We start from the raw sequence: 25555 nt of genomic DNA on the forward strand, positions 1-25555 counted from the left end.
CACACAACCCATCGGCACGAGGATCGTGCCTGGTAACTTAATGAGGTCGAGGATGCAGGTTTTACATGTCTGTTCAGAACTTTTCCCGCTGCTGAAAACGGGCGGGCTGGCTGATGTAGTCGGAGCATTACCTCAGGCACAAATTGCGGGTGGAACAGATACGCGTGTGTTGTTACCCGCGTTTCCTGCATTACGTAAAGGAATACCCGATACGCAGGTGGTTGCGGAACTGCAAACCTTTGCCGGTCCGGTGCGCCTGCTTTTTGGGCGATTCGATGGGGTAGGTATCTATCTTATCGACGCTCCCGATCTCTACGATCGGCCGGGCAGTCCTTATCATGATGAATCGCAGTTTGCCTACGTCGACAACTATTTGCGCTTTGCTTTACTGGGGTGGATGGGCTGTGAGTTAGGCTGCGGGCTGGATAGCTACTGGCGACCGGATATTGTTCATGCACACGACTGGCATGCGGGTCTGACGTGTGCTTATCTGGAGGCGCGTGGCCGTCCGGCTAAGTCTGTCTTCACCGTGCATAACCTGGCTTATCAGGGGCTTTTTTCGGCGCACCATTTGGATCAGATTCAGCTGCCACAATCGTTTTTTAACATGTTTGGTCTGGAGTTCTTTGGCCAGATCTCTTACCTGAAGGCCGGCTTGTTCTACGCCGACCACGTGACGGCAGTCAGCCCAACTTACGCGCGTGAAATTACGACGCCAGAGTACGGCTATGGCATGGAAACGTTGCTGGCACAGCGTATGCGTGAAGGTCGCCTGAGCGGCGTTCTGAACGGCGTGGACCCGGCTATTTGGGATCCTTCTCACGATCTGTTGCTGAGCTCCCGCTACAACCGGGATACGCTGGAAGCTAAAGCGGAAAACAAGCGCCAGCTGCAGGTTGCGATGGGACTGAAGGTTGACGATAAAGCACCGGTGTTTGCCGTGATCAGCCGCCTGACCCGGCAAAAAGGGCTGGATCTGGTGCTGGAAGCGCTGCCGGGTTTACTGGCGCAGGGCGGACAGCTGGTGCTGTTAGGACAGGGTGATGCTGAGCTGCAGCAGGGCTTTCTGGCCGCCGCCGCCGAACATCCCGGCAGCGTGGGCGTGCAGATTGGCTACCACGAGGCATTCTCGCATCGCATCGTTGGTGGGGCCGATGTCATTATGGTACCGAGCCGTTTTGAGCCTTGCGGCCTGACACAGCTCTATGGACTGAAATACGGCACGCTGCCACTGGTCCGCCGCACGGGCGGGCTGGCGGATACGGTCAACGACAGTTCGCTAGAAAATTTAGCGGATGGCATTGCCAGTGGGTTCAGTTTCGAAGACAGTAATGCCTGGTCCTTATTAAGGGCCATTCGTCGTGCTTTTGTGTTGTGGTCTCGTCCTTCACTGTGGCGTTATGTGCAGCGTCAGGCGATGGGAATGGACTTTAGCTGGCAGGTTGCCGCTCAAGCCTACCGCGATCTTTACCAACGTTTGTTGTAACGGATTGGGAAACAGAAAATGAATACACCATTCACTTACGCTTCACCTACGTTGACGGTTGATGCCTTAAAGCACTCAATCGCTTACAAACTGATGTTCACCATTGGTAAAGACCCTTCGATTGCGAACAAACATGAATGGCTCAACGCCGCGTTGCTTGCCGTGCGCGATCGCATGGTAGAGCGCTGGCTGCGTTCTAATCGTGCTCAACTTTCCCAGGATGTGCGTCAGGTTTATTACCTGTCGATGGAATTCCTGATGGGCCGCACGTTGGGCAATGCGCTACTGGCCATGGGGATCTACGACGATCTCAATCTGGCACTGGACGAAATGGGCCTCGATCTGGCCGAACTCATGGAAGAAGAGAACGATCCCGGCCTGGGCAACGGGGGTTTAGGCCGTCTTGCCGCCTGCTTCCTGGATTCTCTGGCTACGCTGGGCATGCCCGGACGCGGCTACGGCATCCGCTATGATTACGGCATGTTCAAACAAAATATTGTGGACGGCGAGCAGAAAGAGTCTCCGGATTACTGGCTGGAATACGGTAACCCGTGGGAGTTTCAGCGCTTTAACACCCGTTATAAAGTTCGCTTCGGTGGCCGCGTTCAGCACGAAGGTGCCAAAGTGCGCTGGCTGGAAACCGAAGAAATTCTCGCTATGGCCTACGATCAAATTATCCCTGGCTACGACACTGACTCGACCAATACGTTACGTTTGTGGGGCGCGCAGGCCAGTAACGAAATCAACCTGGGTAAATTCAACCAAGGTGACTATTTTGCGGCTGTGGAAGATAAAAACCACTCAGAAAACGTGTCGCGCGTGCTTTATCCCGATGACTCGACCTATTCCGGGCGTGAGCTTCGTTTGCGTCAGGAGTACTTCCTGGTGTCAGCTACCGTGCAGGATATCCTGAATCGCCACTGGATGATGCACCGCACCTGGAACAATCTGGCTGATAAAATCGCCATTCACCTTAATGACACACATCCGGTGTTAGCGATTCCTGAGCTGATGCGGTTGTTGATTGATGAGCATAAATTCACCTGGGATGATGCGTTTGATGTGTGCTGCCAGGTGTTCTCTTACACCAACCACACGTTAATGACTGAAGCCCTGGAAACCTGGCCGGTAGACATGATCGGTAAGATCCTGCCGCGTCATCTGAGCATCATCTTTGAAATCAACGACTTTTTCCTTAAAACGATTCAGGAATACTATCCAGACGACTGGGATCTGCTGTCGCGTATTTCGATCATCGACGAGAACGACGGGCGTCGGGTACGTATGGCCTGGCTGGCTGTTGTTGTCAGTCATAAGGTTAACGGCGTTTCTGAACTGCACTCGAACCTGATGGTTCAGTCCCTGTTTGCCGATTTCTCGCGGCTGTTCCCAGGCCGATTCTGTAACAAAACCAACGGCGTAACGCCACGTCGCTGGCTGGCGCTGGCTAATCCGCCACTGTCAGAATTACTGGACGAACAAATTGGCCGTAACTGGCGCACCGATCTAAGCCAGCTCAGTGAACTCAAAAGCTGTGTTGATTATCCTGCGTTTATTGAGAAAGTGGCCGAAGCCAAGCTGGAAAACAAAAAACGTCTGGCGATCTGGGTGGCGAAGAATCTGGATGTCGTTATCGATCCTAACGCGCTGTTTGACGTACAGATTAAGCGCATCCATGAGTACAAGCGCCAGTTGCTTAACGTTTTGCACGTGATTACGCGCTACAACCGCATCAAAGCCGATCCGGACGCCGAGTGGGTGCCGCGTGTTAACATTTTTGCAGGTAAAGCCGCGTCCGCTTACTACGTTGCCAAGCACATTATTCATCTGATTAACGATGTGGCTAAGGTCATCAACAACGATCCTCAGGTTAAAAACAAACTTAAGGTCGTATTTATTCCTAACTACAGCGTGAGTCTGGCGCAGATTATTATTCCTGCTGCCGATCTCTCTGAGCAGATTTCAACGGCAGGTACCGAAGCATCGGGTACCAGTAATATGAAATTTGCGCTCAACGGCGCGTTGACTATCGGCACGCTGGACGGGGCCAACGTTGAAATGCTGGAGCACGTGGGTAAAGAGAACATCTTCATTTTTGGTAACACAACGCCGCAGGTCGAAGCCTTGCGTAAAGCAGGTTATAACCCGCGTAAATACTATGAAGAAGATGCAGAGTTGCATCAGGTGCTGACTCAGTTGGCCTCAGGCGTCTTTAGTCCGCAGGATCCCGGCCGTTACCGTAATCTGTTCGACCTGCTGGTCAACTTCGGCGATCACTATCAGCTGTTGGCAGATTACCGCAGCTATGTGGATACGCAGGATAAGGTTGATGAACTGTATCGCCAGCCGGATGTCTGGCAGCACCGGGCGGCTATGAACATTGCTGGCATGGGCTATTTCTCGTCTGACCGTACGATTCAGGAATATGCGGATGAGATTTGGAATATTTCGCCGGTAAGGTTGTAGTTTGGCGGTAACGTTTCTGCTCTGAGCAGGTTCCGCCCGCAACGGTTGTGCACCTGGCAGGTGTGGGGGCACGGTCTTGCATTGAGCAGGTTCCGCCCACCAGGCGCCGGGGAGTTTCAGCCTGTCCGTGCAGGCGGTCGGGTTAAGGGGCTCGCGCCAGCCCCTTAACAATCCCGGCGTCCGGCAGCCGCCGCTGTACCTTCGTCACTCACTGCGGCCTGACGGACCGTCCGGATGCGCCATCCCTGGCGCAGCCGTCCTCGTCGCGGCTTCCGTGCCGCGCCGTCCTGGCCTCCGTTCTTTCCTCAGCGCGGCGGATGCCTTCTGAAAACCCCTCGTCTGTGAGATTTTCTGTTTTTCCAAAAGGCTGGTTTTGTCTGTTATTAACAGCATGCAATGGAATTCTGATGAAACAAAAAATGAACACTAATGGGGCGGATGCTTTTATGACACCTGAAGCGATACGGAAGTTGGTCTTAACCCAGAGACTGAAGCGGGGGAGTGGGCCGGCCTTCCCGTCCCGCTGAGCGGACGCAGGATTTCCGGATGAGCCGACAGGACGTCGGCGAAAGTCAGGCCGCGCCAGGGACGGCGCGTCCTGGCGGTCCGGCAGAAATCCTGAAGCAGCGAAGGCACCGCGCAGCGGCGGGTGGGCAGGACGGGAGCCTGGGGTCAAGGGGCCGCGGCGACTGGCGGCCCCTTGTCGGTCGCCCGCACGGGGCGGACTGAAACTGCCCGCCGCCTGGCGAGCGAAACCTTCTCAGAGTTACATAACTGGACGCCGCTCAGGCAACCAACCAAAAGCCACGTTCATGCAATGAACCTCAACACGTTGCCGCGCAGGCAAAAAAAACGGCACAACAGGCCGCAACCTGTTGCACCGCGCTTTCAGCGCTGACGCGCGACTACGATGCCAGCGACAGCGTAGGCTTCGCCTTAGCCGCCAGCCATTCGGCAATGCGTGCCTGCTGGGCTTCGTTCAGCCACATACCTTGCTTGGTACGGCGCCAGATAGCATCATCCACTTCACGCACCCACTCATGCTGCACAAGATAACGTAACTCCGCCTCATAAAACTCATGACCGAAGTTTTCACCCAGGTCTTCCAGCGATGTCGCGTCTTTAAGCAGCACTTCGGTGCTGCTACCGTAAGTGCGGGCGTAGTGACGTGCCATGTTTTCAGTAATGAACGGGTAACGGCGGCGCAGGCTGGCAGCGTAATCGTCGCTGCTGCCGGAAATATTACCGCCGGGCAGCACGCAGTTTTTAGTCCATGCTGCGCCCGCATCAGGATAATACTTCGACAGCTTCTCCAGCGCATGCTCGGCCAGCTTACGGTAAGTCGTCAATTTGCCACCAAAAACGGACAGCAGCGGTGTCTGACCGTTGTCATCGCGGACATCCAGGGTGTAATCGCGAGTGATCGCCTGCGGCGAATCGGACTCGTCATCACAAAGCGGACGCACGCCGGAATAGGTCCACACAATGTCGTCAGGCGTCAGCTGCTTTTTGAAATGGCCGTTGTACACCTTCAGGATGTAGTCGATTTCATTATCATCAATAGCGACGCTTTTCGGATCGCCTTTGTATTCCACGTCGGTGGTGCCGATGATAGAAAACTCATCCATCCACGGAATGACAAACACAATACGGTTATCTTCGTTTTGCAGGATATAAGCCTGCTTCTCATTGTGAACGCGCGGCACCACAATATGGCTGCCTTTGATCAGGCGAATACCGTAAGGCGATTTCAGCTCCAGGCCATCGTCGAAGAACTGCTTAACCCATGGACCGGCGGCGTTGACCAGGCCTTTGGCCTGCCAGGTGAAGGTTTTGCCGCTGTCGATATCCTCAGCTTCTACCATCCACAGGCCGTTCTCACGCCATGCGCGAGTCACGCGAGTGCGGGTACGCACCTCACCACCATGTTTAACCACTTCCTGCGCATTGAGTACCACCATTCGGGCATCGTCCACCCAGCAGTCGGAATACTCAAAACCGCGCTTAATTTCAGGCTTAAGTGCAGACTCTGCACCAAAGCTCAGGCTTTTACTGCCCGGCAGACTCGTGCGCTTGCCCAAGTGATCGTACATAAACAGACCGGTACGGATCATCCACGCCGGACGCAGATGCGGGCGGTGTGGTAAGCGAAAGCGCATTGGGAACGCGATATGGGGTGCCATCTTTAACAGCACTTCGCGCTCGGCCAGCGCTTCGCTCACCAGACGGAATTCATAATGTTCAAGGTAGCGCAGGCCACCGTGAATCAGCTTTGAGCTGGCGGAAGAGGTCGCGCAAGCCAGGTCCCGCGCCTCTAGCATTAACACCGACAGTCCGCGTCCTGCAGCGTCTGCTGCGATGCCAGCACCGTTGATGCCGCCGCCGATAACGATCAGGTCTTTGGTTTCCACGTTGTCTCCTCCGATGTTCGGAATAGTTCACTTATGTTCGTTTTCGAGCATAATCATAATCGCAAACCAACATTGATGCCAGTATTTAACCACCTAAAAACAATTTTGCGTGATATGGATAACATTATCTGGGCGCAAAGGTGAATAGCCGTAGTGATTGTCAGGTTATTGGTGAGGATTATCAGGTTACACTAGACGTCATTTTGATGATGTTATGAGAGACACCATGGAAACTTACCAATGTATTGATGTTCATCAGGCTCAACAGCGGCTGGCACAAGGCGCAGTAATGGTGGATATCCGCGATGCGCAAAGTTTTGCTCTTGGTCATGCCAACGGCGCCTTGCATTTATCGAATAACAACCTTAATGATTTTATCAGTTCAACCGATACAAGTCTGCCGGTGCTGGTAATGTGCTATCACGGCAACAGCAGTAAAAGTGCAGCGGATTATCTGCACGCCCAGGGATTTACCACTGCTTACAGTATTGATGGCGGGTTTGATGCCTGGCGCGCCGCCTTCCCTCAACAGGTGACCAGTGGCGCTGAGTGACTGGTCAGGCGTAACACGGAGAGTGAGTAATGCGCATTACCCAATTTAACCAGCCGCGCATGGCGCAGGCTTTTGTTGACTATATGGCAACGCGCGGCGTGAAATTGCGTATTGAACGTGAAAGTCATTACGTCATTATGCTGGATGATGAAAGCCAGCTTTCGATGGTCGAAAACGAACTTCAGCAGTTTGTGCGCGATCCCAACCATCCGCGCTACCAGGCGGCAAGCTGGCACAGTGGTAAAACCGACAGCGGGTTGCGCTATGAGCGAAGCAATATCTGGGCAAACATCCGTGAGCGTGCCGGGCCGTTGACCATGGTGGTTATGTTTGCCTGTATTGCGGTATTTGTGCTGATGCAGGTACTGGGCGATCGTACCGTAATGTACTGGCTGGCGTGGCCAGATGCCGATCAACATTTTGAGATCTGGCGCTGGTTTAGCCATGTGCTACTTCACTTTTCACTGTTGCACATCCTGTTTAATCTGATGTGGTGGTGGTATCTCGGTGGAGCCGTAGAAAAACGTCTGGGCAGCGGTAAGCTTTTTGTTATTTTTATCATTTCTGCACTGCTCAGCGGCTGGCTTCAGTCGAAATTTAGCGGTATCTGGTTTGGCGGCCTGTCCGGTGTGGTCTATGCGCTGATGGGATACTGCTGGCTGCGCGGTGAACGCGATCCCGACAGCGGTGTTTATCTGGAGCGTGGGTTAATCGGCTTTGCACTTGTCTGGCTGGTGGTGGGCTGGTTTGGTGCATTTGGTCTGGCTATCGCTAACGCAGCACACGTTGGTGGCCTGCTTGTCGGACTGGCAATGGCGTTTGTCGACACACGCAAGCGTAAACGGTAGTCACAACGAATAAGAATAAGCCCGAAACAGGAGAGGAATGTGAAGCAGACGCAACGTCATGACGCCATTATTGATCTGGTTCGGCGTCAGGGATATGTCAGTACTGAGGAGCTGGTCGATCATTTTGAGGTCAGCCCACAAACGATTCGTCGTGATTTAAACGACCTTGCCGATCAAAATAAAATTCAGCGCCACCACGGCGGCGCGGCCTTGCCTTCCAGTTCAGAGAATACCGCCTGGCAGGATCGCAAGATGATGTGGTCAGCTGAAAAAGCGCGTATCGCACAGCGGGTGGCCAGCCAGATACCGGACGGGGCGACGCTGTTTATCGATATCGGTACCACACCAGAAGCCGTGGCACATGCGTTGTTAAACCATAGCGATTTACGCGTGGTGACCAACAACCTGAACGTGGCAATGCTGTTGATGGGCAAGCCAGACTTCAGGGTCATTATCGCCGGTGGAGAAGTGCGTACGCGTGACGGCGCAGTCATGGGGGAAGCGACGCTGGACTTTATTTCACAGTTTCGTCTTGATTACGGCATCCTCGGGATCAGCGGCATCGATATGGACGGATCGCTGCTGGAGTTTGACTACCACGAAGTCCGTACCAAACGCGCCATCATCGAAAACTCCCGCTGTGTCATGTTGGTGGTAGACCACTCGAAATTTGGCCGTAACGCGATGGTCAATCTGGGGAATATGAGCCAGCTCGACTATCTCTACACCGATAAGATGCCGCCTAACAGCATCATGAAAGTTATTGAACAGCATGAGGTTCACCTCGAACTCTGCTGAGACCTGCACGCCAGTCAGATCACTGGCGTTTTTCAAACCTGCCTGTCGCTTTTTTCTCCACTCGCGTATTTAATTAACATGGCCGCCAGCAATATGGCTGGCCCATGCGCATTCCATTTTTGCTTTACCCATATGGATACAAAAGGGAGTGATATGCCACAGCAGAAATTCAACAAATCCCGTTTTCAGGCTGCGTTAACCCGCCACTGGCAACATCTTGGTTTCTCCTCCGCAAAACAAATGACGCCGCACCAGTGGTGGCAGGCACTGAGTGCCACGGTCAACGAATTGCTCAACGCCCAACCGGCGGTCCGGGGCGCGCAACCCCAGCGTCACGTTAACTATCTCTCAATGGAGTTTCTGCTGGGGCGCCTTACAGGAAATAACCTGATGAATCTGGGGTGGTACGACGAGGTCAAATCCCTGCTGGCGGAATACCAGGTTGAGTTAAGCGAATTACTGGAAGAAGAAGTTGATCCGGCATTGGGGAACGGTGGCCTGGGCAGGCTGGCTGCCTGTTACATGGACTCAATGGCGACGGTTGGGCAGCCCGCTACCGGGCACGGGCTTAACTACCAGTACGGTTTGTTTCGCCAGCGTTTTGCAGAGGGGAAACAGGTCGAGGAACCCGACGACTGGGCGCGCGAGACGTACCCCTGGTTTCGGCATAACGCCGCGCTGGATGTCCGCGTCGCGATGGGCGGAAAAGTCATTAAGCAGGATGACGGGCGTAAAGTGTGGGAGCCCGCCATTTATCTTCGTGGAGAAGCCTGGGATTTACCGGTAACAGGTTATCGCAATGGCGTCACCCTGCCGTTGAGGCTGTGGAAAGCGACCAGTGAGCATCCCTTTGACCTGACCCTGTTCAACGACGGTCAGTTTTTGCAGGCTGAGAAGCAGGGGATTGATGCCGCCAGCCTGACCAAAGTGCTCTATCCCAATGATAACCATCCACAGGGCAAACGCCTGCGTCTGATGCAGCAGTATTTCCAGTGTGCCTGTGCGGTGGCCGATATTTTGCGTCGCCATCATCAGGCGGGGAGAAGCATTCATGCGCTGCCTGATTTTGAGGTCATTCAGCTTAACGATACGCATCCCACTATCGCCATTCCGGAGATGCTGCGCCTGCTGCTGGATGAGCACCAGCTAAGTTGGGACGAGGCCTGGCACATCACCAGCCGCGTGTTTGCCTATACCAATCACACCTTAATGCCCGAAGCCCTGGAGCGCTGGGATGAGAAGCTGATACGCAGCCTGCTGCCGCGCCACATGATGATCATCAAAGAGATCAACCGTCGCCTCAAACAGCAGGTTAAACAGCGCTGGCCTGATGACAAAGCGCTTTGGAACAAACTGGCTGTGGTCGCCGAGGGGCAGGTCAGAATGGCTAATCTTTGCGTTGTCAGTGGCTTTGCGGTGAATGGCGTGGCGGCCCTGCATTCCGGGCTGGTCGTGACGGATCTTTTTCCCGAGTACCATCAGCTCTGGCCGCAGAAGTTTCATAATGTCACCAACGGCATTACGCCGCGCCGCTGGATAAAGCAGTGCAATCCTGCGCTGGCTGGCCTGATTGATGACACCCTGAAGCGTGAATGGGTCAACAACCTGACCGCGCTGCAGGGCCTTGAGCCTTACGCCGACGATCCCGTTTTCCGTGAGCGTTTTCGCGCGGTTAAGCAACACAACAAAGCGCGGTTAGCCACCTATATTGCTCAGCACACCGGCATTGTGGTTAATCCAAACGCGATTTTTGACGTGCAGATTAAGCGGCTACATGAATATAAACGTCAGCATCTGGGTCTGCTCCATATTCTGCACTGCTATAAAAACGTCCGCGACAACCCCAATGACGCCAGTATCATCCCCAGAGTGTTTCTGTTTGGGGCAAAGGCGGCACCAGGCTACTACCTGGCAAAGAACATTATCTATGCCATTAACAAGGTGGCAGAGGTGGTGAACAACGATCCGCTTGTCGGCGACAAGCTGAAGGTGGTCTTTATTCCGGATTACCGCATCACGGCCGCCGAATACCTGATTCCCGCCGCCGATCTGTCAGAGCAGATTTCCACCGCAGGCTATGAAGCTTCCGGCACCGGCAACATGAAACTTGCACTGAATGGCGCGCTGACTATCGGCACGCTGGATGGCGCCAACGTGGAAATTGCGGAGCAGGTAGGGGCAGAAAATATCTTTATTTTTGGCAATACCGTGGATGACGTTAAAGCCCTCAAGGCCGGAGGCTACAAACCGCAAAAAGTCCGTAAGCACAACAAGGAACTGGATGAACTGTTGAGATCACTGAAAAAAGGAACGTTCAGTCATGGCGATAAGCATGCATTCAACCTAATGTTGGATAGCCTGACAAAAAATGGCGATCCCTGGCTGGTGCTGGCGGATTATCAGGCCTATATCGATGCGCAGAAACGGGTTGAGGCCTTGTGGCGCGATCGGGAAGCCTGGACGCGCGCCGCCATTCTCAACACGGCGCGAACCGGTATTTTTAGTTCGGATCGGTCGATTCGGGACTATCAACAGCGCATCTGGCAGGCGCAACGCTAAGGAATTGCGATGAAATCCACTTCACTTGATAAAGCCGCCCAGGCGGCGGGAATAGCGCTCACGTATTTCGATGCGAACGGTGAACCTGAAGCCATCAGCGATGATACCAAACGCGCCTTACTGGGCATAATGGAAAACCCACAGAAAGCCGGTAAATCTCCGCTGCCCCCCGTTGTGGTTTTTAGCGGTAACCGTAAACGCGAGCTGACGCCTCAGATGGACGGCAGCTTCCGCTGGCAGTTGCAGACAGAGAAAGGCAAAACCCTTAGCGGAACCCTCGAAGGCGGTGCGCCCTTTAAACTGCCTTCGCCTCTGGGGCAGGGTTATCACCAGCTGACCTTGAGCAAGGGCAAGCGTGAGTGGCAGACGCGTGTGATCGTGACACCGCGCCGTTGTTATCTGCCACCGGCCTTGCGCGCCGGAGAGAAACGCTGGGGGGCGCTGGTGCAGCTTTATACCGTGCGTTCAGAGAAAAACTGGGGCATCGGTGATTTTGGCGATCTGGAAATGTTGCTGGAGCAGCTTGCCGCACGCGGCGGCGACTTTGTTGGCCTGAACCCGTTGCATGCGCTCTATCCGTCCAGCCCCGCTTTTGCCAGCCCCTACAGCCCTTCATCGCGCCGCTGGCTGAATATTATTTACATCGATGTGGCACAGGTTGCCGATTTCCAACAAAGCAGCGCGGGTCAGAAGTGGTGGAAAAGTGCCAAAACCCAAAAGGCGTTAAAGCAAGCCCGTGAAAGCGAATGGGTGGATTATGACGCGGTTATGGCACTGAAAATTACGGCATTACGTCACGGCTGGGCCCGGTTCCAGTCGCGCGATGCGCAAGACGCACAGAAGCAGCAGTTTGCGGATTTCATCCAGCAGGGGGGCGACAGCCTGCGCTATCAGGCGGCCTATGAGGGTCTGCAGGCTGAAATGCAGGGGAAAGGTGCCACGCACGCGGGCTGGCCGGCCTGGCCTGAGCGCTGGCGTAACAGTCAGTCTTCTGACGTTCAGGATTGGTGCGCGCAGCACGCGGATGAGATTGCCTTCTGGCAGTGGTTACAGTGGCTGGCACAGCAGCAGTTCTCTCAGTGTTGGGCACGGAGCCAGGCGCTGGGCATGAGCGTGGGGCTGTATCGTGATTTAGCGGTCGGTGTGGCCGAAGGCAGTGCCGAAACCTGGCACGATCCGGAGCTGTACCGCCTTAAGGCATCAATTGGCGCGCCGCCTGACAGGCTGGGGCCGTTGGGGCAAAACTGGGGGCTGCCGCCAATGGATCCTCACGTATTGCAGGCCAGGGGCTATCAACCATTTATTGATATCCTGCGCGCCAATATGCGTGACTGCGGGGCGCTGCGTATTGACCACGTCATGGCTCTGCTGCGCCTCTGGTGGGTTCCGGCAGGTGAAACGGCGGATAAAGGCGCCTACGTCGCTTACCCTGTGCACGATCTGCTTGGCATTCTGGCGCTGGAAAGCCAGCGTTTGCGCTGTATGGTGATTGGTGAGGATCTCGGTACGGTACCTAAAGAGATCGTCAGCCTGCTGCGCGACAGCGGCGTGTTTTCCTGGAAAGTCTTGTGGTTTGAGCAGGAAAAACAGGGGACTTACCGTGCCCCCCAGGCCTATCCACGCCAGTCCATTGCCAGCGCCAGTACGCACGATCTTCCCACGTTGACCGGCTTCTGGAGTGCAGGTGATTTAGAGCTTGGCGAGAAAATCGGGCTTTATCCAGACGGGCAAACGGTACAGAACCTGCAGCAGCAGCGGATGAAGCAAAAACAGGCCTTACTGGATGCTCTGCATAAAGCGGGAGCCGTACCGTCGCGCAGCGCAAAGCGGGCGGATGCTCTGGCGATGACGGCCGAACTGAATCAGTCCGTTCACCGTTTTCTGGCGGACACGAACAGTGCGCTGCTGGGGCTACAGCCGGAAGACTGGCTGGGGATGACGACGCCGGTGAATGTGCCGGGTACGGTCGATCAATATCCCAACTGGCGGCGCAAGCTCGCGCAGCCGCTGGAACGCATTTTTGCCGACGATAACGTGAATAAACTGCTGGAAACCGTGACTAAACGACGCAAGGCAGGATAACGGATGCGCGCGACAGCCGGGCTGTCGCGCGTAAACATCAGTAGAAAGAGTGCTCGCCACGCTGATGTTCGGTGATATCGCGCACGCCTTTCAGCTGCGGGAACGCCGCCAGCAGTTCTTTCTCAATGCCGTCTTTAAGGGTGACGTCGATCATCGAACAGCCGTTACAGCCGCCGCCGAATTGCAGAATAGCAAAACCGTCGTCGGTGATTTCCATCAGCGAAACGCGACCGCCGTGGCCTGCCAGCTGCGGGTTAATCTGAGCCTGTAACAGGTACTCAACACGCTCAACCATCGGCGCATCATCGGAAACTTTACGCATTTTGGCATTAGGCGCCTTGAGCGTCAGCTGCGAACCCAGGTTATCCGTTACGAAGTCGATTTCAGCGTCTTCCAAATAGGGCGCGCTCAGCTCATCCACATAGGCTGACAGCTTTTCAAATTTCAGTTCAGTATCTGTCGCTTCTACCGCATCCGGTGGGCAGTAGGACACACCGCATTCGGCAGTTGGCGTACCCGGGTTAATCACGAATACGCGAATCTGGGTGCCATCTTCTTGTTTGGATAGCAGTTTTGAAAAATGCTCTTGGGCAGAATCAGTAATTCGGATCATGTCAGTTGCTCAATAGTTGACTAATTTAGTTGGTTATAATACGCCCATCATTCAGGCTCTACAAGGTACGGCACAGGCACCACACTTGCACGCTGGCTGCGCCTCGCCCCTGTAACAGGCGGCTGATTTCTCTGACCGTGCTGCCGGTCGTCACCACATCATCGATTAAGGCGATATGGCGTCCGTTAACATCCGTTTCAAGGCAAAACGCACCGCGTAGATTGCGGCGCCGCTGACGGGCACTCAACTGATGCTGAACGGCGCCGGCGCGCTGACGGGATAACGCCAGGCTGAATTCACACTCCAGCCAGCGTGCCAGCGGCGTTGCCAACAGGGCCGTCTGGTTGTAACCGCGCCGCCAGCAGCGTCGGGCATGCAGCGGAACACACATCAGTAAGTCGGGACGAACGGTCTGTCCTCTGCGATACGCATTGAGCCAGCTTAGCAAAAGCAGCCGGGCCAGCATCACCCTGAGTGCGGTAATACCCGAAAATTTTAATTGATTCACCCATGTGCTGAGCGGGGGCTGATAGTGGCTGACGCAGATTAGCGCCTGCCAGGGCGGCGGTCTAAGCAGGCAACGACCGCAGGGCAGAGCATCGGATGCGGCAGGCAGGCCGCAGCATGGACACAGTGATGGCAGCCGTGGTAGCTGGCGCAGGCAAATGCTGCAGAGTCCATGCAGGGCAATCCGCAAGGGTAACTGACATAGCCAACACAGGGCGGGCATTGGTAGCATAGTGACCTCCTTATCAATCATGGAATAGTAACGGATGAGCTCACTTTACTGGCATACCTGTGGCGAAGGAGATGACGATCTTGTGCTGCTGCACGGCTGGGGGCTGAATGCGGAAGTGTGGCAAAACATTGTGCCGCGACTCAGCGCACAGTTTCGCCTGCATCTGGTGGATCTGCCTGGCTATGGTCGCAGCCGCGGGTTTGCTGCCCTGTCGCTGGAACAGATGGCGCAGGCACTGGTGCCCTTTCTGCCGCCTCGCGCCATTGTGCTGGGGTGGTCGCTTGGCGGGTTGGTCGCCACACAGCTGGCGTTGAGCGAGCCAGAGCGGTTACGCGCCCTGATTACGGTGGCTTCTTCGCCCTGTTTTACGGCCCGCGATGACTGGCCGGGTATTGCCCCCTTAACCCTGCATAACTTCCAGCAGCAGCTCAGTCACGATTTTCAGCGTACCGTCGAGCGTTTTCTGGCGCTGCAGACCATGGGAACGGAAACCGCTCGGGCGGATGCACGTAAGCTCAAGGAGGTGGTATTGTCGCAGCCGATGCCAGACGTGGACGTGCTCAATGGCGGCCTGACGATTCTGAGCGACGATGACTTGCGTGACAGGCTTACGGCCATTACGCTGCCCTTTTTGCGGATGTATGGCGCGCTGGATGGTCTGGTGCCGCGCCGGATTGTGCAGCAACTCGATCCGCTGCTGCCCACGTCGCCGTCTGTCGTAACGGACAAAGCGGCACATGCCCCCTTTATTTCGCACCCGGATGCGTTCTGCCAGCACATTGTTTCATTTATCAGCAAATTAGACAGATAACCCTGGCCGTTACTGGCAAATTTCTGCGCAGCGGCAATACTTCATGAGTGAGCAAGGCCGCTGCACTTCTATGCGATTAGTCAGGGAGATGACTATGCCGTTCGATATAGCCTTAAGCGATTTGCGGCTGCTTACATCTCAACAATGGATCATGAATGAGGGTAGACAAATGAAGGTTATGAAATGGGTTGTTGCATCAATGATGATGGGCGCAGTGTCATTCTCTGCTCTGGCGGCGAAAGAAGTCACCAAAGAAGAAGTGCAGAAGATGCATCTGACCAAAATCGGCACCGTAAATACCACGGCCGAAACCACGTCGCCGATGGATGCCAAGAAGAAGCTGTCAGAGGCCGCTGATGAGAAGGGTGGCAAATACTTCCTGGTGATCGCGGGTCGTGAGCACGGTAAGTTCAGTGCGACAGCGGAAGTGTACAAGTAATTATCGTAGCCACATGAATTGCCAGGCATCCAGCGTTACTGGCTGGGTGCCATCAATTTTCTCACCGCTTACCACATCCTGAAAAAGATGCGCCTCCGGTAACGGGGCTTCAATCTGCCTGCCACTGAGATTAAACACACACAGTAATTCATCACAGCCGTTATGCGAATAACGCTTCATGATGAGCAGGGCATTATCGCTCTGAAACAACGTCAACGGGTTGTCGGGATGAAAGGCCGTCTGGCGTCGACGCTGCTGAATCAGTTTGCTCAGCCGGGTATAAACCTGATGGCGTAAGCCGTCGCTGTTCACCAGTGCGTCTTCGATAGCGGAGAGCGAATATTTTTGCCGGTTAATGGCCCGGTTATGGCCTGCCTCACGTACGCCGTCATAGTCATTACGCGATCCCAGGATGCTTTGAATATAGACGGCTGGAACACCCGGAAAGGCCAGTAAAATAGCATGCGCCAGCATAAAGCGTTTGAGGCGCGTTTCGTCGTCATCGCCTTCACGGTTAAGCGCGTCGAAATAGGTCACGTTGATTTCGTATGGGCTGGTGCTGCCGTCAGGATTGTTTTTATAGGAGATCAGCGCCCCCTCCAGTGCCAGATCGCGCACCAGCGCCGTGATCTCCACCTCCGATAAAATCCCGCGTGCCGGATTAAGACCTATACCATCGTGCGAGGCCAGGAAGTTAAAAAAGGTTGTATTGCCATTTCCCACCTGCAGGGTGCTGGCCCATTGACGCAGAGCGCGAGCCGATCCGGTGTGGATGGCGTGTAGCACCAGCGGCGGTAAGGAAAACTGATACACCATCTGGGCTTCGTCTTGCCCGTTCCCAAAGTAGCTGATGTTGTCTTTGTGCGGCACATTCGTTTCGGTGATGATGACGGTGCCGGGTGCGACCACGTCGGCAATGGCACGAAACAGTTTGACCAGCAGATGCGTTTTTTCGAGGTGAATACAGTTCGTGCCTGGCGTTTTCCACATGTATCCCACCGCATCCAGTCGCACATAGTCCGCGCCACGTTTCAGATAGTCGAGTAGTACCTCTACCATGCGCACCAGCACCCTGGGACGGGCAAAGTTAAGGTCAATCTGATCGGCACTGAACGTAGTCCAGACAAAGCGGATTTCACCGTTTTCCAGCGTAAATGGGGTGAGCAACGGTGACGTTCGTGGCCGCGTGACCGCGCTGAGGTCGGTGGTGGGCGGCAGGCTGATAAAAAAATCATCCCAGCCTTCATCCTGAGCAAGATAATGTTTAAACCACGCACTATGCGCTGACATATGGTTACAGACAAAGTCGAACATCAGGCGCGTTTCCTGATGCAGTAAGGCAATGTCCTGCCAGTCGCCACACAGCGGATCGACCTGATGGTAGTTAATGACCGAAAAGCCGTCGTCAGACGAATAGGGATAAAACGGCAGGAGGTGCACCAGCGGAAACGTGGCGTGCAAATGCTGCTGGTAGAAACGTGAAAAGGTGTTGAGTGTGGGTTTGCCCGGCTCGCGGAACTGATCGGCATACGTAATCAGCACCACGTCCTGCTCATCCCAGTGGGCCTTTCTCGGCAGCTTAGTGGTGTCACGGGCTTCAACGATCGTGGCGAGCAGGCGTTCGCGCATAGCCTGAGGAAAGGCATCGGCATAAATCTTATCGATTAAAGCAGTGATCTTTTCCATTATCAAAGGGTGCCACAGCAGGTGTCGTTATTATGACGGGCGTCTTTTTAGCGTAGCGTCAGGGCGGGGATTTTCAACTCAAACGTGCCAGGTCGGCCTGAAAAGCCAGTGCAAAGCAGCAGGCGTGAAGCCCCACATCGGCAACCTCGCCCGCGTCAGAAGGTAAACAGGGGCAGCCTGGAACGTTTTTTCTGTTCAGATAAAACGAGCGACCAGCGAGAGAAGGATGACAGTCACCTCCTTCTCCATGACGGGGATAAGAGGTGACTGCGTGGTGCGTAACTAGCGTTTTTTACCGAATGCCGCCGCCAGCGCGTCGCCCATGGCGCTGTTGCCCGCGGGCTGGCTGGCTGGACGTGCGCGGCCTTTGTTCGCGGCCGGACGTTTTTCTTCGCGTGGCGCACCGCTCTTAGCGCCACGCGCGTTGCCTTCTCCCGGCTGCTCGTCAAGGCGCATGGTTAAGGCAATGCGCTTACGTTGCAGATCCACTTCCATCACTTTAACTTTCACGATGTCGCCCGCTTTCACGACCTGATGAGGATCTTCCACAAACTTGTCTGACAGCGAAGAAATATGAACCAGGCCATCCTGATGCACGCCAATATCGACGAACGCACCAAAGTTGGTGACGTTGGTCACGGCGCCTTCAAGTACCATGCCTGGCATCAGGTCATTCAGGGTTTCCACGCCTTCGGCAAACTGTGCCGTTTTAAACTCAGGACGGGGATCGCGGCCCGGCTTTTCCAGCTCTTTCATGATGTCGGTCACAGTCGGTAAACCAAAGCGGTCGTCTGTGAAGTCCAACGCTTTCAGGTTACGCAGGCTGGTGGGATTGCCCATCAGCTCACTCAGCGCCTGCTCGGTCGCGGCCAGAATGCGTTCCACCACCGGATAAGCTTCCGGGTGCACCGTCGAGGCATCCAGTGGATTATCGCCGTGGTTGATGCGCAGGAAGCCAGCGCACTGCTCAAACGCTTTAGGCCCAAGACGGCTGACCTTGAGAAGCTGCTGACGGTTTTGGAAACGGCCGTTTTCATCGCGCCAGCCAACAATATTTTGTGCCATCATGCGGGTTAACCCGGCCACGCGCGTCAGCAGCGGTACCGAAGCCGTGTTGAGATCGACACCGACAGCGTTCACACAGTCTTCCACCACCGCATCCAGTTTTTTTGCTAGCTGGCTCTGGCTGACGTCATGCTGATACTGGCCGACACCGATCGATTTCGGATCGATTTTCACCAGTTCGGCCAGCGGATCCTGCAGGCGACGGGCGATCGACACTGCGCCACGCAGTGAGACATCCAGATCCGGAAATTCCAGCGCAGCTAATTCAGACGCGGAGTAGACTGAGGCGCCCGCTTCGCTGACGATCACTTTCTGGGCGGTGACCTGGGGAAACTGTTTTTGCAGATCCAGAAAGAAGCGCTCGGTTTCACGTGAGGCGGTGCCATTACCGATGGCGACCAGTTCCACCTGATGTTTCACGCACAGCGCCGCGACCGCTGCCGCCGCCTTGGCCGTTTGCCCGGTATGCGGATAAACTGTATCGGTGGCGACCAGCTTGCCGGTCGCGTCAACCACGGCAACTTTCACACCGGTACGCAGGCCGGGATCCAGGCCCATCGTGGCCCTCATGCCCGCAGGTGCCGCCATTAACAGGTCGTGCAGGTTACGGGCAAAGACGTTAATGGCCTCGTCTTCCGCACGCTCGCGAACGGTACCCATCAGCTCGGTTTCCAGATGCAGCATGACTTTGATGCGCCAGGTCCAACTGACCACGGCCTTGCGCCAGCTGTCAGCCGGTGCGTTATTCAGTCGCAGATTCAGGTGTTCCGCAATCAGGGTTTCACCGTGGCTTTCGCGCGGCGGCTCATCAAACTGCGGATCGGCATTCAGCGACAGCTGTAAAATACCTTCATTACGACCGCGCAGCATGGCCAGCGCGCGATGCGAAGGGACGCTGTGCAGCGGCTCATGGTGATCGAAGTAGTCGCGGAATTTCGCGCCTTCTTCCTCTTTGCCTTCCACCACGTTTGAGACCAGATGGGCATTTTTCCACAAATAGTGGCGGACTTTAGCCAGCAGGGCGGCATCTTCAGCAAAGCGCTCCATCAGGATATAGCGCGCGCCATCCAGCGCCGCACGAACGTCAGCGACACCGTTATCCACATTCACATAGCCTGTTGCCAACTGCTCAGGGTCCTGTGAAGGATCCTGCCATAAGGTATCGGCCAGGGGTTCCAGCCCGGCTTCAATCGCGATTTGGCCACGCGTACGGCGCTTAGGCTTATAGGGCAGGTAGAGGTCTTCAAGTTCGGTTTTGCTGAGGGTGGTATTGATGGCATTCGCCAGATCGTCGGTGAGTTTTCCCTGTTCCTCTATAGATTTCAGGATGGCCTGCCGACGCTCGGATAATTCACGCAGGTAGCTGAGGCGGGTTTCGAGCTGGCGGAGTTGTGTATCATCCAGGCCGCCCGTCACCTCTTTACGATAACGTGCGATAAACGGCACGGTATTCCCTTCATCCAACAGGCGGACGGCCGCATCAACTTGCTCAGGGCGCGCCTGTAGCTCACTTGCAATTAGCTGGCTAAGAACATTCATCATCGGACTATTATGCTTTCTGGGTTGAGAAATAGCCGATAGTTATACGGATTGATGGCTGAAATTGCCAGAGAAGCGGCCTGCTTTCAGCGATATTCTGAATCAGCCTTCAACATAGCTAATTTCATTGACATACCAGCATGCCGGGCCCGCTGGCGTTTCTACTACCGCCGCGTCGCCGACGGCCTTTTTTAACAGCGCCCGCGCCATGGGCGAGTCAATTGAGATGTAATCCTTGCGGCCAAAAATCTCATCGTAACCCACGATACGGAAGCGCTTCACATCGCCGTCATCGTTTTCGACTTCAACCCAGGCGCCAAAAAATACTTTGCCATCCTGCTGGGGTGAATAATCCACAATGCGCAGTTGCTCAATGCTCTTGCTCAAATAGCGCACGCGGCGGTCAATTTCACGCAGGCGTTTCTTATTGTATTGATAATCCGCATTTTCGCTGCGGTCGCCGAGGCTGGCGGCCCAGGTCACTTTTTTGGTGACTTCAGGTCGCTCTTCACGCCACAGGTGATCGAGTTCAGCTTTTAAGGTGTTGAAACCTTCTCGGGTAATCAGTCGGGTTCTCATGGTACAAGCCGGTCAAATCGAAAGAGGATCAGTGTAAAGCAAATCGTGCGTGGCGAAAAAGAGGTGGGAAAAGGGTTTTTTACCTGTTAAAAAACCCTTATACGGCGATGACAGAGGATGGGGCTGTCATATCCAGAGCGGTGCGGTTCCGTGGCGGCAGGAATTACTTACCGGCTTTAGTCGAGGTGGTCGTCGAGGTGCTGCTGTTGGTGCCGTCACCGCCGCCGCCGCCAGCCGTTGCCAGTCCAACGCCCAGCAGAGCGGCGACTGCGCCAATACCAATCGCGTTGGAGTTACCCTGAGCGGTGGTCGTTGCCTGTGCGCCCGCGGCTTCACCGGTTGCGGTTGCGGCATAAGTCTGACCGACGCTGGCCAAAGCCAGTGCGCTCAGCAGTAAAATCGTTTTTTTCATTATGGTTTCCCCGTAAAGCGGCAAGTTGGTGTCGCTATAGTGTGGGTGAAATCCATTGGGCCGCAAAGCGGGCTTTACTGTTTGATTTATCTCTCTTTACCTGCAGATGGCCTTGTTCGGGAGGCTTCTCAAACTAATCCGAGAGAGGTCGCGTATTAACCTGTTTTTTTTCCGAATATTATGCTGTTATCAGTCTAAAAAACCGGACTATCCGGGATTCGTCGTCAGATACGAACGTAATTTAAGTCAAATTTTCCGGCAAGCGCTTGAATTTGCAAGTGCTGTGCCACGGTGTGCCGCGTCTAAACCAGTGAATAGCGGAATTTTACCCAATATTTCAGATTTGCCGTATTCTGTTCAACGCCGTGGTCATTACGCAGCTTGCCCGGCCGTCAGACCAAAATTTAAATATAAGCTGCTGTTTAATATGCTTTGTAACAATTTTGACTAGAATATAAACCATTAAACACTGTCACTGTGCCGCATCTTTTTTTAACAATATCGGCTCAGGCAATAGCGCCTTTGGGAGTTAAAAATGCAAGAAAACTACAAGATTCTGGTCGTCGATGACGATATGCGTTTACGTGCACTATTAGAGCGCTATCTTACCGAGCAGGGCTTTCAGGTGCGCAGTGTCGCCAACGCCGAGCAGATGGACCGTCTGTTAACCCGCGAATCCTTCCATTTAATGGTGCTTGATCTGATGCTGCCTGGCGAAGATGGTCTTTCCATTTGCCGCCGCCTGCGCAGTCAGAGCAACCCGATGCCTATCATTATGGTGACCGCCAAGGGCGAAGAAGTGGATCGCATCGTTGGGCTGGAAATCGGTGCTGACGACTATATTCCAAAGCCGTTCAACCCACGTGAGCTGCTGGCGCGTATTCGTGCGGTATTGCGCCGTCAGGCCAATGAACTGCCCGGTGCGCCGTCTCAGGAAGAAGCGGTCATCGCTTTTGGCAAGTTCAAGCTTAACCTGGGCACGCGTGAGATGTTCCGTGAAGACGAACCTATGCCGTTGACCAGCGGTGAATTTGCCGTTCTCAAGGCGCTGGTAAGCCATCCACGTGAGCCGCTGTCGCGCGATAAGCTGATGAATCTGGCCCGTGGTCGGGAGTACAGCGCCATGGAACGTTCTATCGACGTACAGATTTCCCGCCTGCGACGCATGGTGGAAGAAGATCCGGCCCATCCACGCTACATCCAGACCGTTTGGGGCCTGGGCTATGTATTTGTTCCGGACGGCAGTAAAGCATGAGGCGGCTGCGCTTCTCGCCACGAAGTTCATTTGCACGCACCCTGTTGTTGATCGTTACCTTGCTGTTCGTCAGCCTGGTAACGACCTACCTGGTGGTGCTGAACTTTGCCATTCTTCCCAGCCTGCAACAGTTTAATAAAGTCCTCGCCTACGAAGTGCGTATGCTGATGACCGACCGTTTACAGCTGGAAGATGGTACGCAGCTGGAAGTGCCGCCCGCTTTTCGTCGCGAAATTTATCGTGAACTGGGTATTTCGCTCTATACCAATGCGGCGGCAGAGGAGAGCGGACTGCGCTGGGCGCAGCACTACAAATTCCTTAGCGATCAGATGGGCCAGCAGCTTGGCGGCCCGACAGACGTTCGCGTCGAGGTCAACAAAAACTCCCCTGTTGTCTGGCTCAAAACCTGGCTATCGCCCGACATTTGGGTACGGGTGCCGTTAACGGAAATTCATCAGGGTGATTTCTCGCCGCTGTTCCGCTATACCCTGGCGATAATGTTGCTGGCGATAGGCGGCGCATGGCTTTTTATCCGCATCCAGAACCGCCCGTTAGTCGATTTAGAACATGCCGCATTACAGGTGGGCAAGGGCATTATTCCCCCACCATTACGTGAATACGGTGCGTCAGAGGTGCGTTCGGTGACGCGCGCGTTTAACCAAATGGCGGCGGGCGTTAAGCAGCTTGCCGATGACCGCACTTTGTTGATGGCGGGCGTCAGCCACGATTTACGCACCCCTTTGACGCGCATCCGGCTCGCGACGGAAATGATGAATGAACAGGATGGCTACCTGGCAGAGTCGATTAACAAAGACATCGAAGAGTGCAATGCTATCATCGAGCAGTTCATCGATTACCTGCGCACCGGGCAGGAGATGCAGACTGAGCTGGCCGATCTTAACAGCGTGCTGGGCGAAGTAGTGGCCGCAGAAAGCGGTTATGAACGTGAAATTGAAAACGCCGTCATGGCAGAAGAGCTCATGCTGGAGATTAATCCCCTTTCGATTAAGCGCGCCCTGGCTAACCTGGTGGTGAACGCGGCGCGTTACGGCAACGGCTGGATCAAAGTCAGCAGCGGACGCGAGCTGCATAGGGCCTGGTTCCAGGTTGAAGATGACGGTCCCGGCATTAAGCCGGATCAGCTGGCGCATCTCTTTCAGCCATTTGTGCGCGGTGACAGCGCACGCAGCACCAGCGGCACGGGCCTTGGTCTGGCGATCGTCCAGCGCATTATTGATGCGCATCAGGGTTCGCTAGAGATCGGTGACAGTGAACGCGGCGGATTACGTATCCGTGCCTGGTTACCCTTAGCGGAAAGCCCGGAGTCGGGCGCCAACAACAGCAACCTTGCACTGAGTTAAACAGCAGCGGCGCGGCCTGTTAAGCCGCGCCGCTGTGATTAACGCTGAGGACCTGCTTTTACCAACGCGGCACCGGCCGCATTATCGGTATATTTTTCAAAGTTAGTGATAAAGCGCTGGGCTAAATCATCTGCCGCCGCGTGCCACTTCTCTTCGCTTTCCCAGGTACGACGTGGGTCGAGCGTTTCGGCATCCAGATCGCCCAACGTTTTTGGCACCTGCAGGTTAAATACCGGCAGCGTTTCCGTTGGCGCATCGTCCAGTTCACCGGCCAGAATGGCGTTGATGATGGCACGGGTATTTTTCAGTGAGATACGCTTGCCACTGCCGTTCCAGCCCGTATTAACCAGATAAGCCTGCGCGCCCGCCGCTTCCATGCGTTTCACCAACACTTCTGCATACTGTGTAGGATGCAGCGTCAGGAAGGCTGCGCCAAAACAGGCTGAGAAGGTTGGCGTTGGCGCCGTTACTCCGCGCTCCGTGCCTGCCAGCTTCGCTGTAAAGCCCGACAGGAAATGATACTGAGTCTGCTCTGGCGTCAGTCTGGAGACGGGCGGCAGCACGCCAAAGGCGTCGGCGGTCAGGAAAATGACTTTCGTCGCATGGCCTGCTTTGGAAACCGGCTGAACAATATTGTCGATATGGTTAATCGGATAGGACACACGGGTGTTTTCGGTTTTGCTGCCGTCAGCAAAATCGATGCTGCCGTCTTCACGTACAACGACGTTTTCCAGTAAGGCGTTACGACGAATGGCGCGATAGATTTCCGGCTCAGCCTGTTCAGAAAGGTTAATCGTTTTCGCGTAACAGCCGCCTTCAAAGTTGAACACGCCGTCATCGTCCCAGCCGTGTTCGTCGTCACCGATTAACTGGCGGTCCGGATCGGTAGAAAGCGTGGTTTTACCCGTGCCGGACAGTCCAAAGAATACCGCGACATCGCCTGCTTTACCCACGTTGGCGGAGCAGTGCATAGAGGCAATGCCCTTCAGCGGCAGCAGATAGTTCATCACCGCGAACAGCCCCTTCTTCATTTCTCCGCCGTACCATGTGCCGCCAATCAGCTGCATACGTTCGGTCAGGTTAAAGGCAACAAAGTTCTCGGAATGCAGCCCTTGTGCCTGCCAGTCAGGGTTGGTGCATTTAGCCCCATTCATCACTACAAAATCGGGCGTGAAGTTATCCAGCTCAGCCGCGCTCGGCTGAATGAACATGTTTTTGACGAAATGCGCCTGCCAGGCAACCTCGGTAACAAAACGCACGCTCAGGCGTGAATCCGGGTTAGCCCCGCAGAAGGCATCAATAACGAACAGACGCTTCCCTGAGAGCTGCCGGGTCACGCATTTTTTCAGCGCCTGCCAGGTTTCCTGGGACAGGGGCTGATTATCGTTCTTTCCGGTTCCTTGATCGTTCCACCACAGCGTATCGCGCGTGGTGTCATCACGCACAATGTACTTATCCTTGGGCGAGCGCCCGGTAAAAATCCCGGTATCAACGGCGATTGCGCCGCTCTGCGTCAGGGTGCCACGCTCAAAACCTTCGAGCTCCGGACGCATCTCTTCCTGAAATAGCGTAGCGTAATCAGGGTTATGAACCACCTCAGTGGTATCGGTGATGCCCAGATCGGCAAGGGCTTTCGAGGTCAGGCCGTTAACGCGCATTTTACTGCTCCTTAAATCGGTGTCTGTTCTGTAGGGCAAAGAGAGTTTGGGATCGCGTCCTTAAAATGCCACAGAGTGAGGGGCGGAGACGCGATCGCGCGCAGTTTACGCTACTGTGCCAGGCGAGAAAGGCTTGTTCGTTAAAAATGAGACTTAGGGCGCGTTAAGGATATGTTTCGAACGTTTTTAAGATGT

At 54.8% G+C, this 25555-nt stretch carries 19 protein-coding genes; 11 read left to right on the forward strand and 8 right to left on the reverse strand.

Annotation, left to right across the window (positions count from 1 at the left end; all coding sequences use genetic code 11):
- Nucleotides 1–52: 52 nt before the first annotated feature.
- Together glgA and glgP are read left to right on the forward strand one after the other, a co-directional pair.
- Nucleotides 53–1486, forward strand: a complete 1434-nt coding sequence (gene glgA, locus PAGR_RS01740; protein WP_014604840.1) for a glycogen synthase GlgA — start codon at nt 53–55, stop codon at nt 1484–1486.
- A gap of 18 nt (nt 1487–1504) precedes the next feature.
- Complete coding sequence (gene glgP / locus PAGR_RS01745) at nt 1505–3952, forward strand: glycogen phosphorylase (protein ID WP_013027535.1); 2448 nt, start codon at nt 1505–1507, stop codon at nt 3950–3952.
- Nucleotides 3953–4857: 905 nt separating this feature from the next.
- On the opposite strand, the gene glpD is transcribed toward glgP, so the two are convergent.
- Nucleotides 4858–6363, reverse strand: a complete 1506-nt coding sequence (glpD, locus tag PAGR_RS01760; RefSeq protein ID WP_014604841.1) for a glycerol-3-phosphate dehydrogenase — start codon at nt 6361–6363, stop codon at nt 4858–4860.
- Between the two features lie 226 nt (nt 6364–6589).
- Here glpD and glpE point away from each other — a divergent pair, with 226 nt between their 5' ends.
- From glpE to malQ, 5 genes are all read left to right on the forward strand, one after another.
- Nucleotides 6590–6916 (forward strand): thiosulfate sulfurtransferase GlpE, encoded by a 327-nt coding sequence (glpE, locus tag PAGR_RS01765; protein WP_014604842.1) that lies wholly within the window; start codon nt 6590–6592, stop codon nt 6914–6916.
- Between the two features lie 29 nt (nt 6917–6945).
- Nucleotides 6946–7764, forward strand: a complete 819-nt coding sequence (gene glpG, locus PAGR_RS01770) for a rhomboid family intramembrane serine protease GlpG (protein ID WP_013027532.1) — start codon at nt 6946–6948, stop codon at nt 7762–7764.
- Nucleotides 7765–7803: 39 nt separating this feature from the next.
- Nucleotides 7804–8562 (forward strand): DeoR/GlpR family transcriptional regulator, encoded by a 759-nt coding sequence (locus tag PAGR_RS01775; protein ID WP_013027531.1) that lies wholly within the window; start codon nt 7804–7806, stop codon nt 8560–8562.
- Nucleotides 8563–8715: 153 nt separating this feature from the next.
- Entirely contained in the window at nt 8716–11121 is a 2406-nt protein-coding gene (gene malP / locus PAGR_RS01780; protein ID WP_014604843.1) for a maltodextrin phosphorylase, read from the forward strand.
- Nucleotides 11122–11130: 9 nt separating this feature from the next.
- Complete coding sequence (gene malQ / locus PAGR_RS01785; RefSeq protein ID WP_014604844.1) at nt 11131–13203, forward strand: 4-alpha-glucanotransferase; 2073 nt, start codon at nt 11131–11133, stop codon at nt 13201–13203.
- A 37-nt stretch (nt 13204–13240) separates the two neighbouring features.
- Here the strand turns inward: malQ and nfuA are convergent, their stop codons facing one another.
- Both nfuA and gntX read right to left on the reverse strand, forming a co-directional pair.
- Entirely contained in the window at nt 13241–13816 is a 576-nt protein-coding gene (nfuA, locus tag PAGR_RS01790; RefSeq protein WP_013027528.1) for a Fe-S biogenesis protein NfuA, read from the reverse strand.
- A gap of 58 nt (nt 13817–13874) precedes the next feature.
- On the reverse strand, nt 13875–14555 hold the full coding sequence (gntX, locus tag PAGR_RS01795) for a DNA utilization protein GntX (protein WP_014604845.1): 681 nt from the start codon (nt 14553–14555) through the stop codon (nt 13875–13877).
- Nucleotides 14556–14589: 34 nt separating this feature from the next.
- Here gntX and bioH point away from each other — a divergent pair, with 34 nt between their 5' ends.
- Both bioH and PAGR_RS01805 read left to right on the forward strand, forming a co-directional pair.
- The gene (bioH, locus tag PAGR_RS01800) at nt 14590–15366 is read left to right on the forward strand and encodes a pimeloyl-ACP methyl ester esterase BioH (protein ID WP_014594791.1); all 777 of its coding nucleotides are present in this window, start codon (nt 14590–14592) and stop codon (nt 15364–15366) included.
- Between the two features lie 169 nt (nt 15367–15535).
- Nucleotides 15536–15805, forward strand: coding sequence for a YdgH/BhsA/McbA-like domain containing protein (locus tag PAGR_RS01805; RefSeq protein ID WP_026021071.1), 270 nt, complete (start codon nt 15536–15538; stop codon nt 15803–15805).
- On the opposite strand, the gene PAGR_RS01810 is transcribed toward PAGR_RS01805, so the two are convergent.
- The 4 genes from PAGR_RS01810 to yjbE form a co-directional block, all read right to left on the reverse strand.
- Nucleotides 15806–17491: an alpha-amylase family glycosyl hydrolase gene (locus tag PAGR_RS01810; RefSeq protein ID WP_014604847.1), complete on the reverse strand. Its 1686-nt coding sequence runs from the start codon at nt 17489–17491 to the stop codon at nt 15806–15808.
- 282 nt (nt 17492–17773) lie between these two features.
- Nucleotides 17774–20098: a Tex family protein gene (locus PAGR_RS01815; protein WP_014604848.1), complete on the reverse strand. Its 2325-nt coding sequence runs from the start codon at nt 20096–20098 to the stop codon at nt 17774–17776.
- Between the two features lie 99 nt (nt 20099–20197).
- Nucleotides 20198–20674 carry a transcription elongation factor GreB gene (gene greB / locus PAGR_RS01820; RefSeq protein WP_014604849.1) on the reverse strand — a complete coding sequence of 159 codons (477 nt, stop codon included), beginning with the start codon at nt 20672–20674 and terminating at the stop codon, nt 20198–20200.
- A gap of 163 nt (nt 20675–20837) precedes the next feature.
- On the reverse strand, nt 20838–21086 hold the full coding sequence (gene yjbE / locus PAGR_RS01825) for an exopolysaccharide production protein YjbE (protein WP_014604850.1): 249 nt from the start codon (nt 21084–21086) through the stop codon (nt 20838–20840).
- Between the two features lie 535 nt (nt 21087–21621).
- On the opposite strand from yjbE, the gene ompR reads away from it, so the two are divergent.
- Nucleotides 21622–22341: an osmolarity response regulator transcription factor OmpR gene (gene ompR / locus PAGR_RS01830; protein WP_001157751.1), complete on the forward strand. Its 720-nt coding sequence runs from the start codon at nt 21622–21624 to the stop codon at nt 22339–22341.
- The gene (gene envZ / locus PAGR_RS01835; protein WP_013027520.1) at nt 22338–23702 is read left to right on the forward strand and encodes a two-component system sensor histidine kinase EnvZ; all 1365 of its coding nucleotides are present in this window, start codon (nt 22338–22340) and stop codon (nt 23700–23702) included. The genes ompR and envZ overlap by 4 nt, the downstream gene beginning before the upstream one ends.
- Before the next feature lie 38 nt (nt 23703–23740).
- Here envZ and pckA read toward each other — a convergent pair whose 3' ends face one another.
- Nucleotides 23741–25360, reverse strand: coding sequence for a phosphoenolpyruvate carboxykinase (ATP) (gene pckA, locus PAGR_RS01840; RefSeq protein WP_014604851.1), 1620 nt, complete (start codon nt 25358–25360; stop codon nt 23741–23743).
- Between the last annotated feature and the right edge of the window lie 195 nt (nt 25361–25555).

The sequence above is a fragment of the Pantoea ananatis PA13 genome (assembly GCF_000233595.1).
GTDB lineage: Bacteria > Pseudomonadota > Gammaproteobacteria > Enterobacterales > Enterobacteriaceae > Pantoea > Pantoea ananatis.

Bases quoted from the DNA above. Each gene is read 5' to 3' on its own strand.
- glgA (WP_014604840.1), top strand. From the start codon at position 53: ATGCAGGTTTTACATGTCTGTTCAGAACTTTTCCCGCTGCTGAAAACG.
- glgP (WP_013027535.1), top strand. From the start codon at position 1,505: ATGAATACACCATTCACTTACGCTTCACCTACGTTGACGGTTGATGCC.
- glpE (WP_014604842.1), top strand. From the start codon at position 6,590: ATGGAAACTTACCAATGTATTGATGTTCATCAGGCTCAACAGCGGCTG.
- glpG (WP_013027532.1), top strand. From the start codon at position 6,946: ATGCGCATTACCCAATTTAACCAGCCGCGCATGGCGCAGGCTTTTGTT.
- malP (WP_014604843.1), top strand. From the start codon at position 8,716: ATGCCACAGCAGAAATTCAACAAATCCCGTTTTCAGGCTGCGTTAACC.
- malQ (WP_014604844.1), top strand. From the start codon at position 11,131: ATGAAATCCACTTCACTTGATAAAGCCGCCCAGGCGGCGGGAATAGCG.
- nfuA (WP_013027528.1), bottom strand. From the start codon at position 13,816: ATGATCCGAATTACTGATTCTGCCCAAGAGCATTTTTCAAAACTGCTA.
- gntX (WP_014604845.1), bottom strand. From the start codon at position 14,555: ATGCTACCAATGCCCGCCCTGTGTTGGCTATGTCAGTTACCCTTGCGG.
- bioH (WP_014594791.1), top strand. From the start codon at position 14,590: ATGAGCTCACTTTACTGGCATACCTGTGGCGAAGGAGATGACGATCTT.
- PAGR_RS01805 (WP_026021071.1), top strand. From the start codon at position 15,536: ATGAAGGTTATGAAATGGGTTGTTGCATCAATGATGATGGGCGCAGTG.
- PAGR_RS01810 (WP_014604847.1), bottom strand. From the start codon at position 17,491: ATGGAAAAGATCACTGCTTTAATCGATAAGATTTATGCCGATGCCTTT.
- PAGR_RS01815 (WP_014604848.1), bottom strand. From the start codon at position 20,098: ATGATGAATGTTCTTAGCCAGCTAATTGCAAGTGAGCTACAGGCGCGC.
- greB (WP_014604849.1), bottom strand. From the start codon at position 20,674: ATGAGAACCCGACTGATTACCCGAGAAGGTTTCAACACCTTAAAAGCT.
- yjbE (WP_014604850.1), bottom strand. From the start codon at position 21,086: ATGAAAAAAACGATTTTACTGCTGAGCGCACTGGCTTTGGCCAGCGTC.
- ompR (WP_001157751.1), top strand. From the start codon at position 21,622: ATGCAAGAAAACTACAAGATTCTGGTCGTCGATGACGATATGCGTTTA.
- envZ (WP_013027520.1), top strand. From the start codon at position 22,338: ATGAGGCGGCTGCGCTTCTCGCCACGAAGTTCATTTGCACGCACCCTG.
- pckA (WP_014604851.1), bottom strand. From the start codon at position 25,360: ATGCGCGTTAACGGCCTGACCTCGAAAGCCCTTGCCGATCTGGGCATC.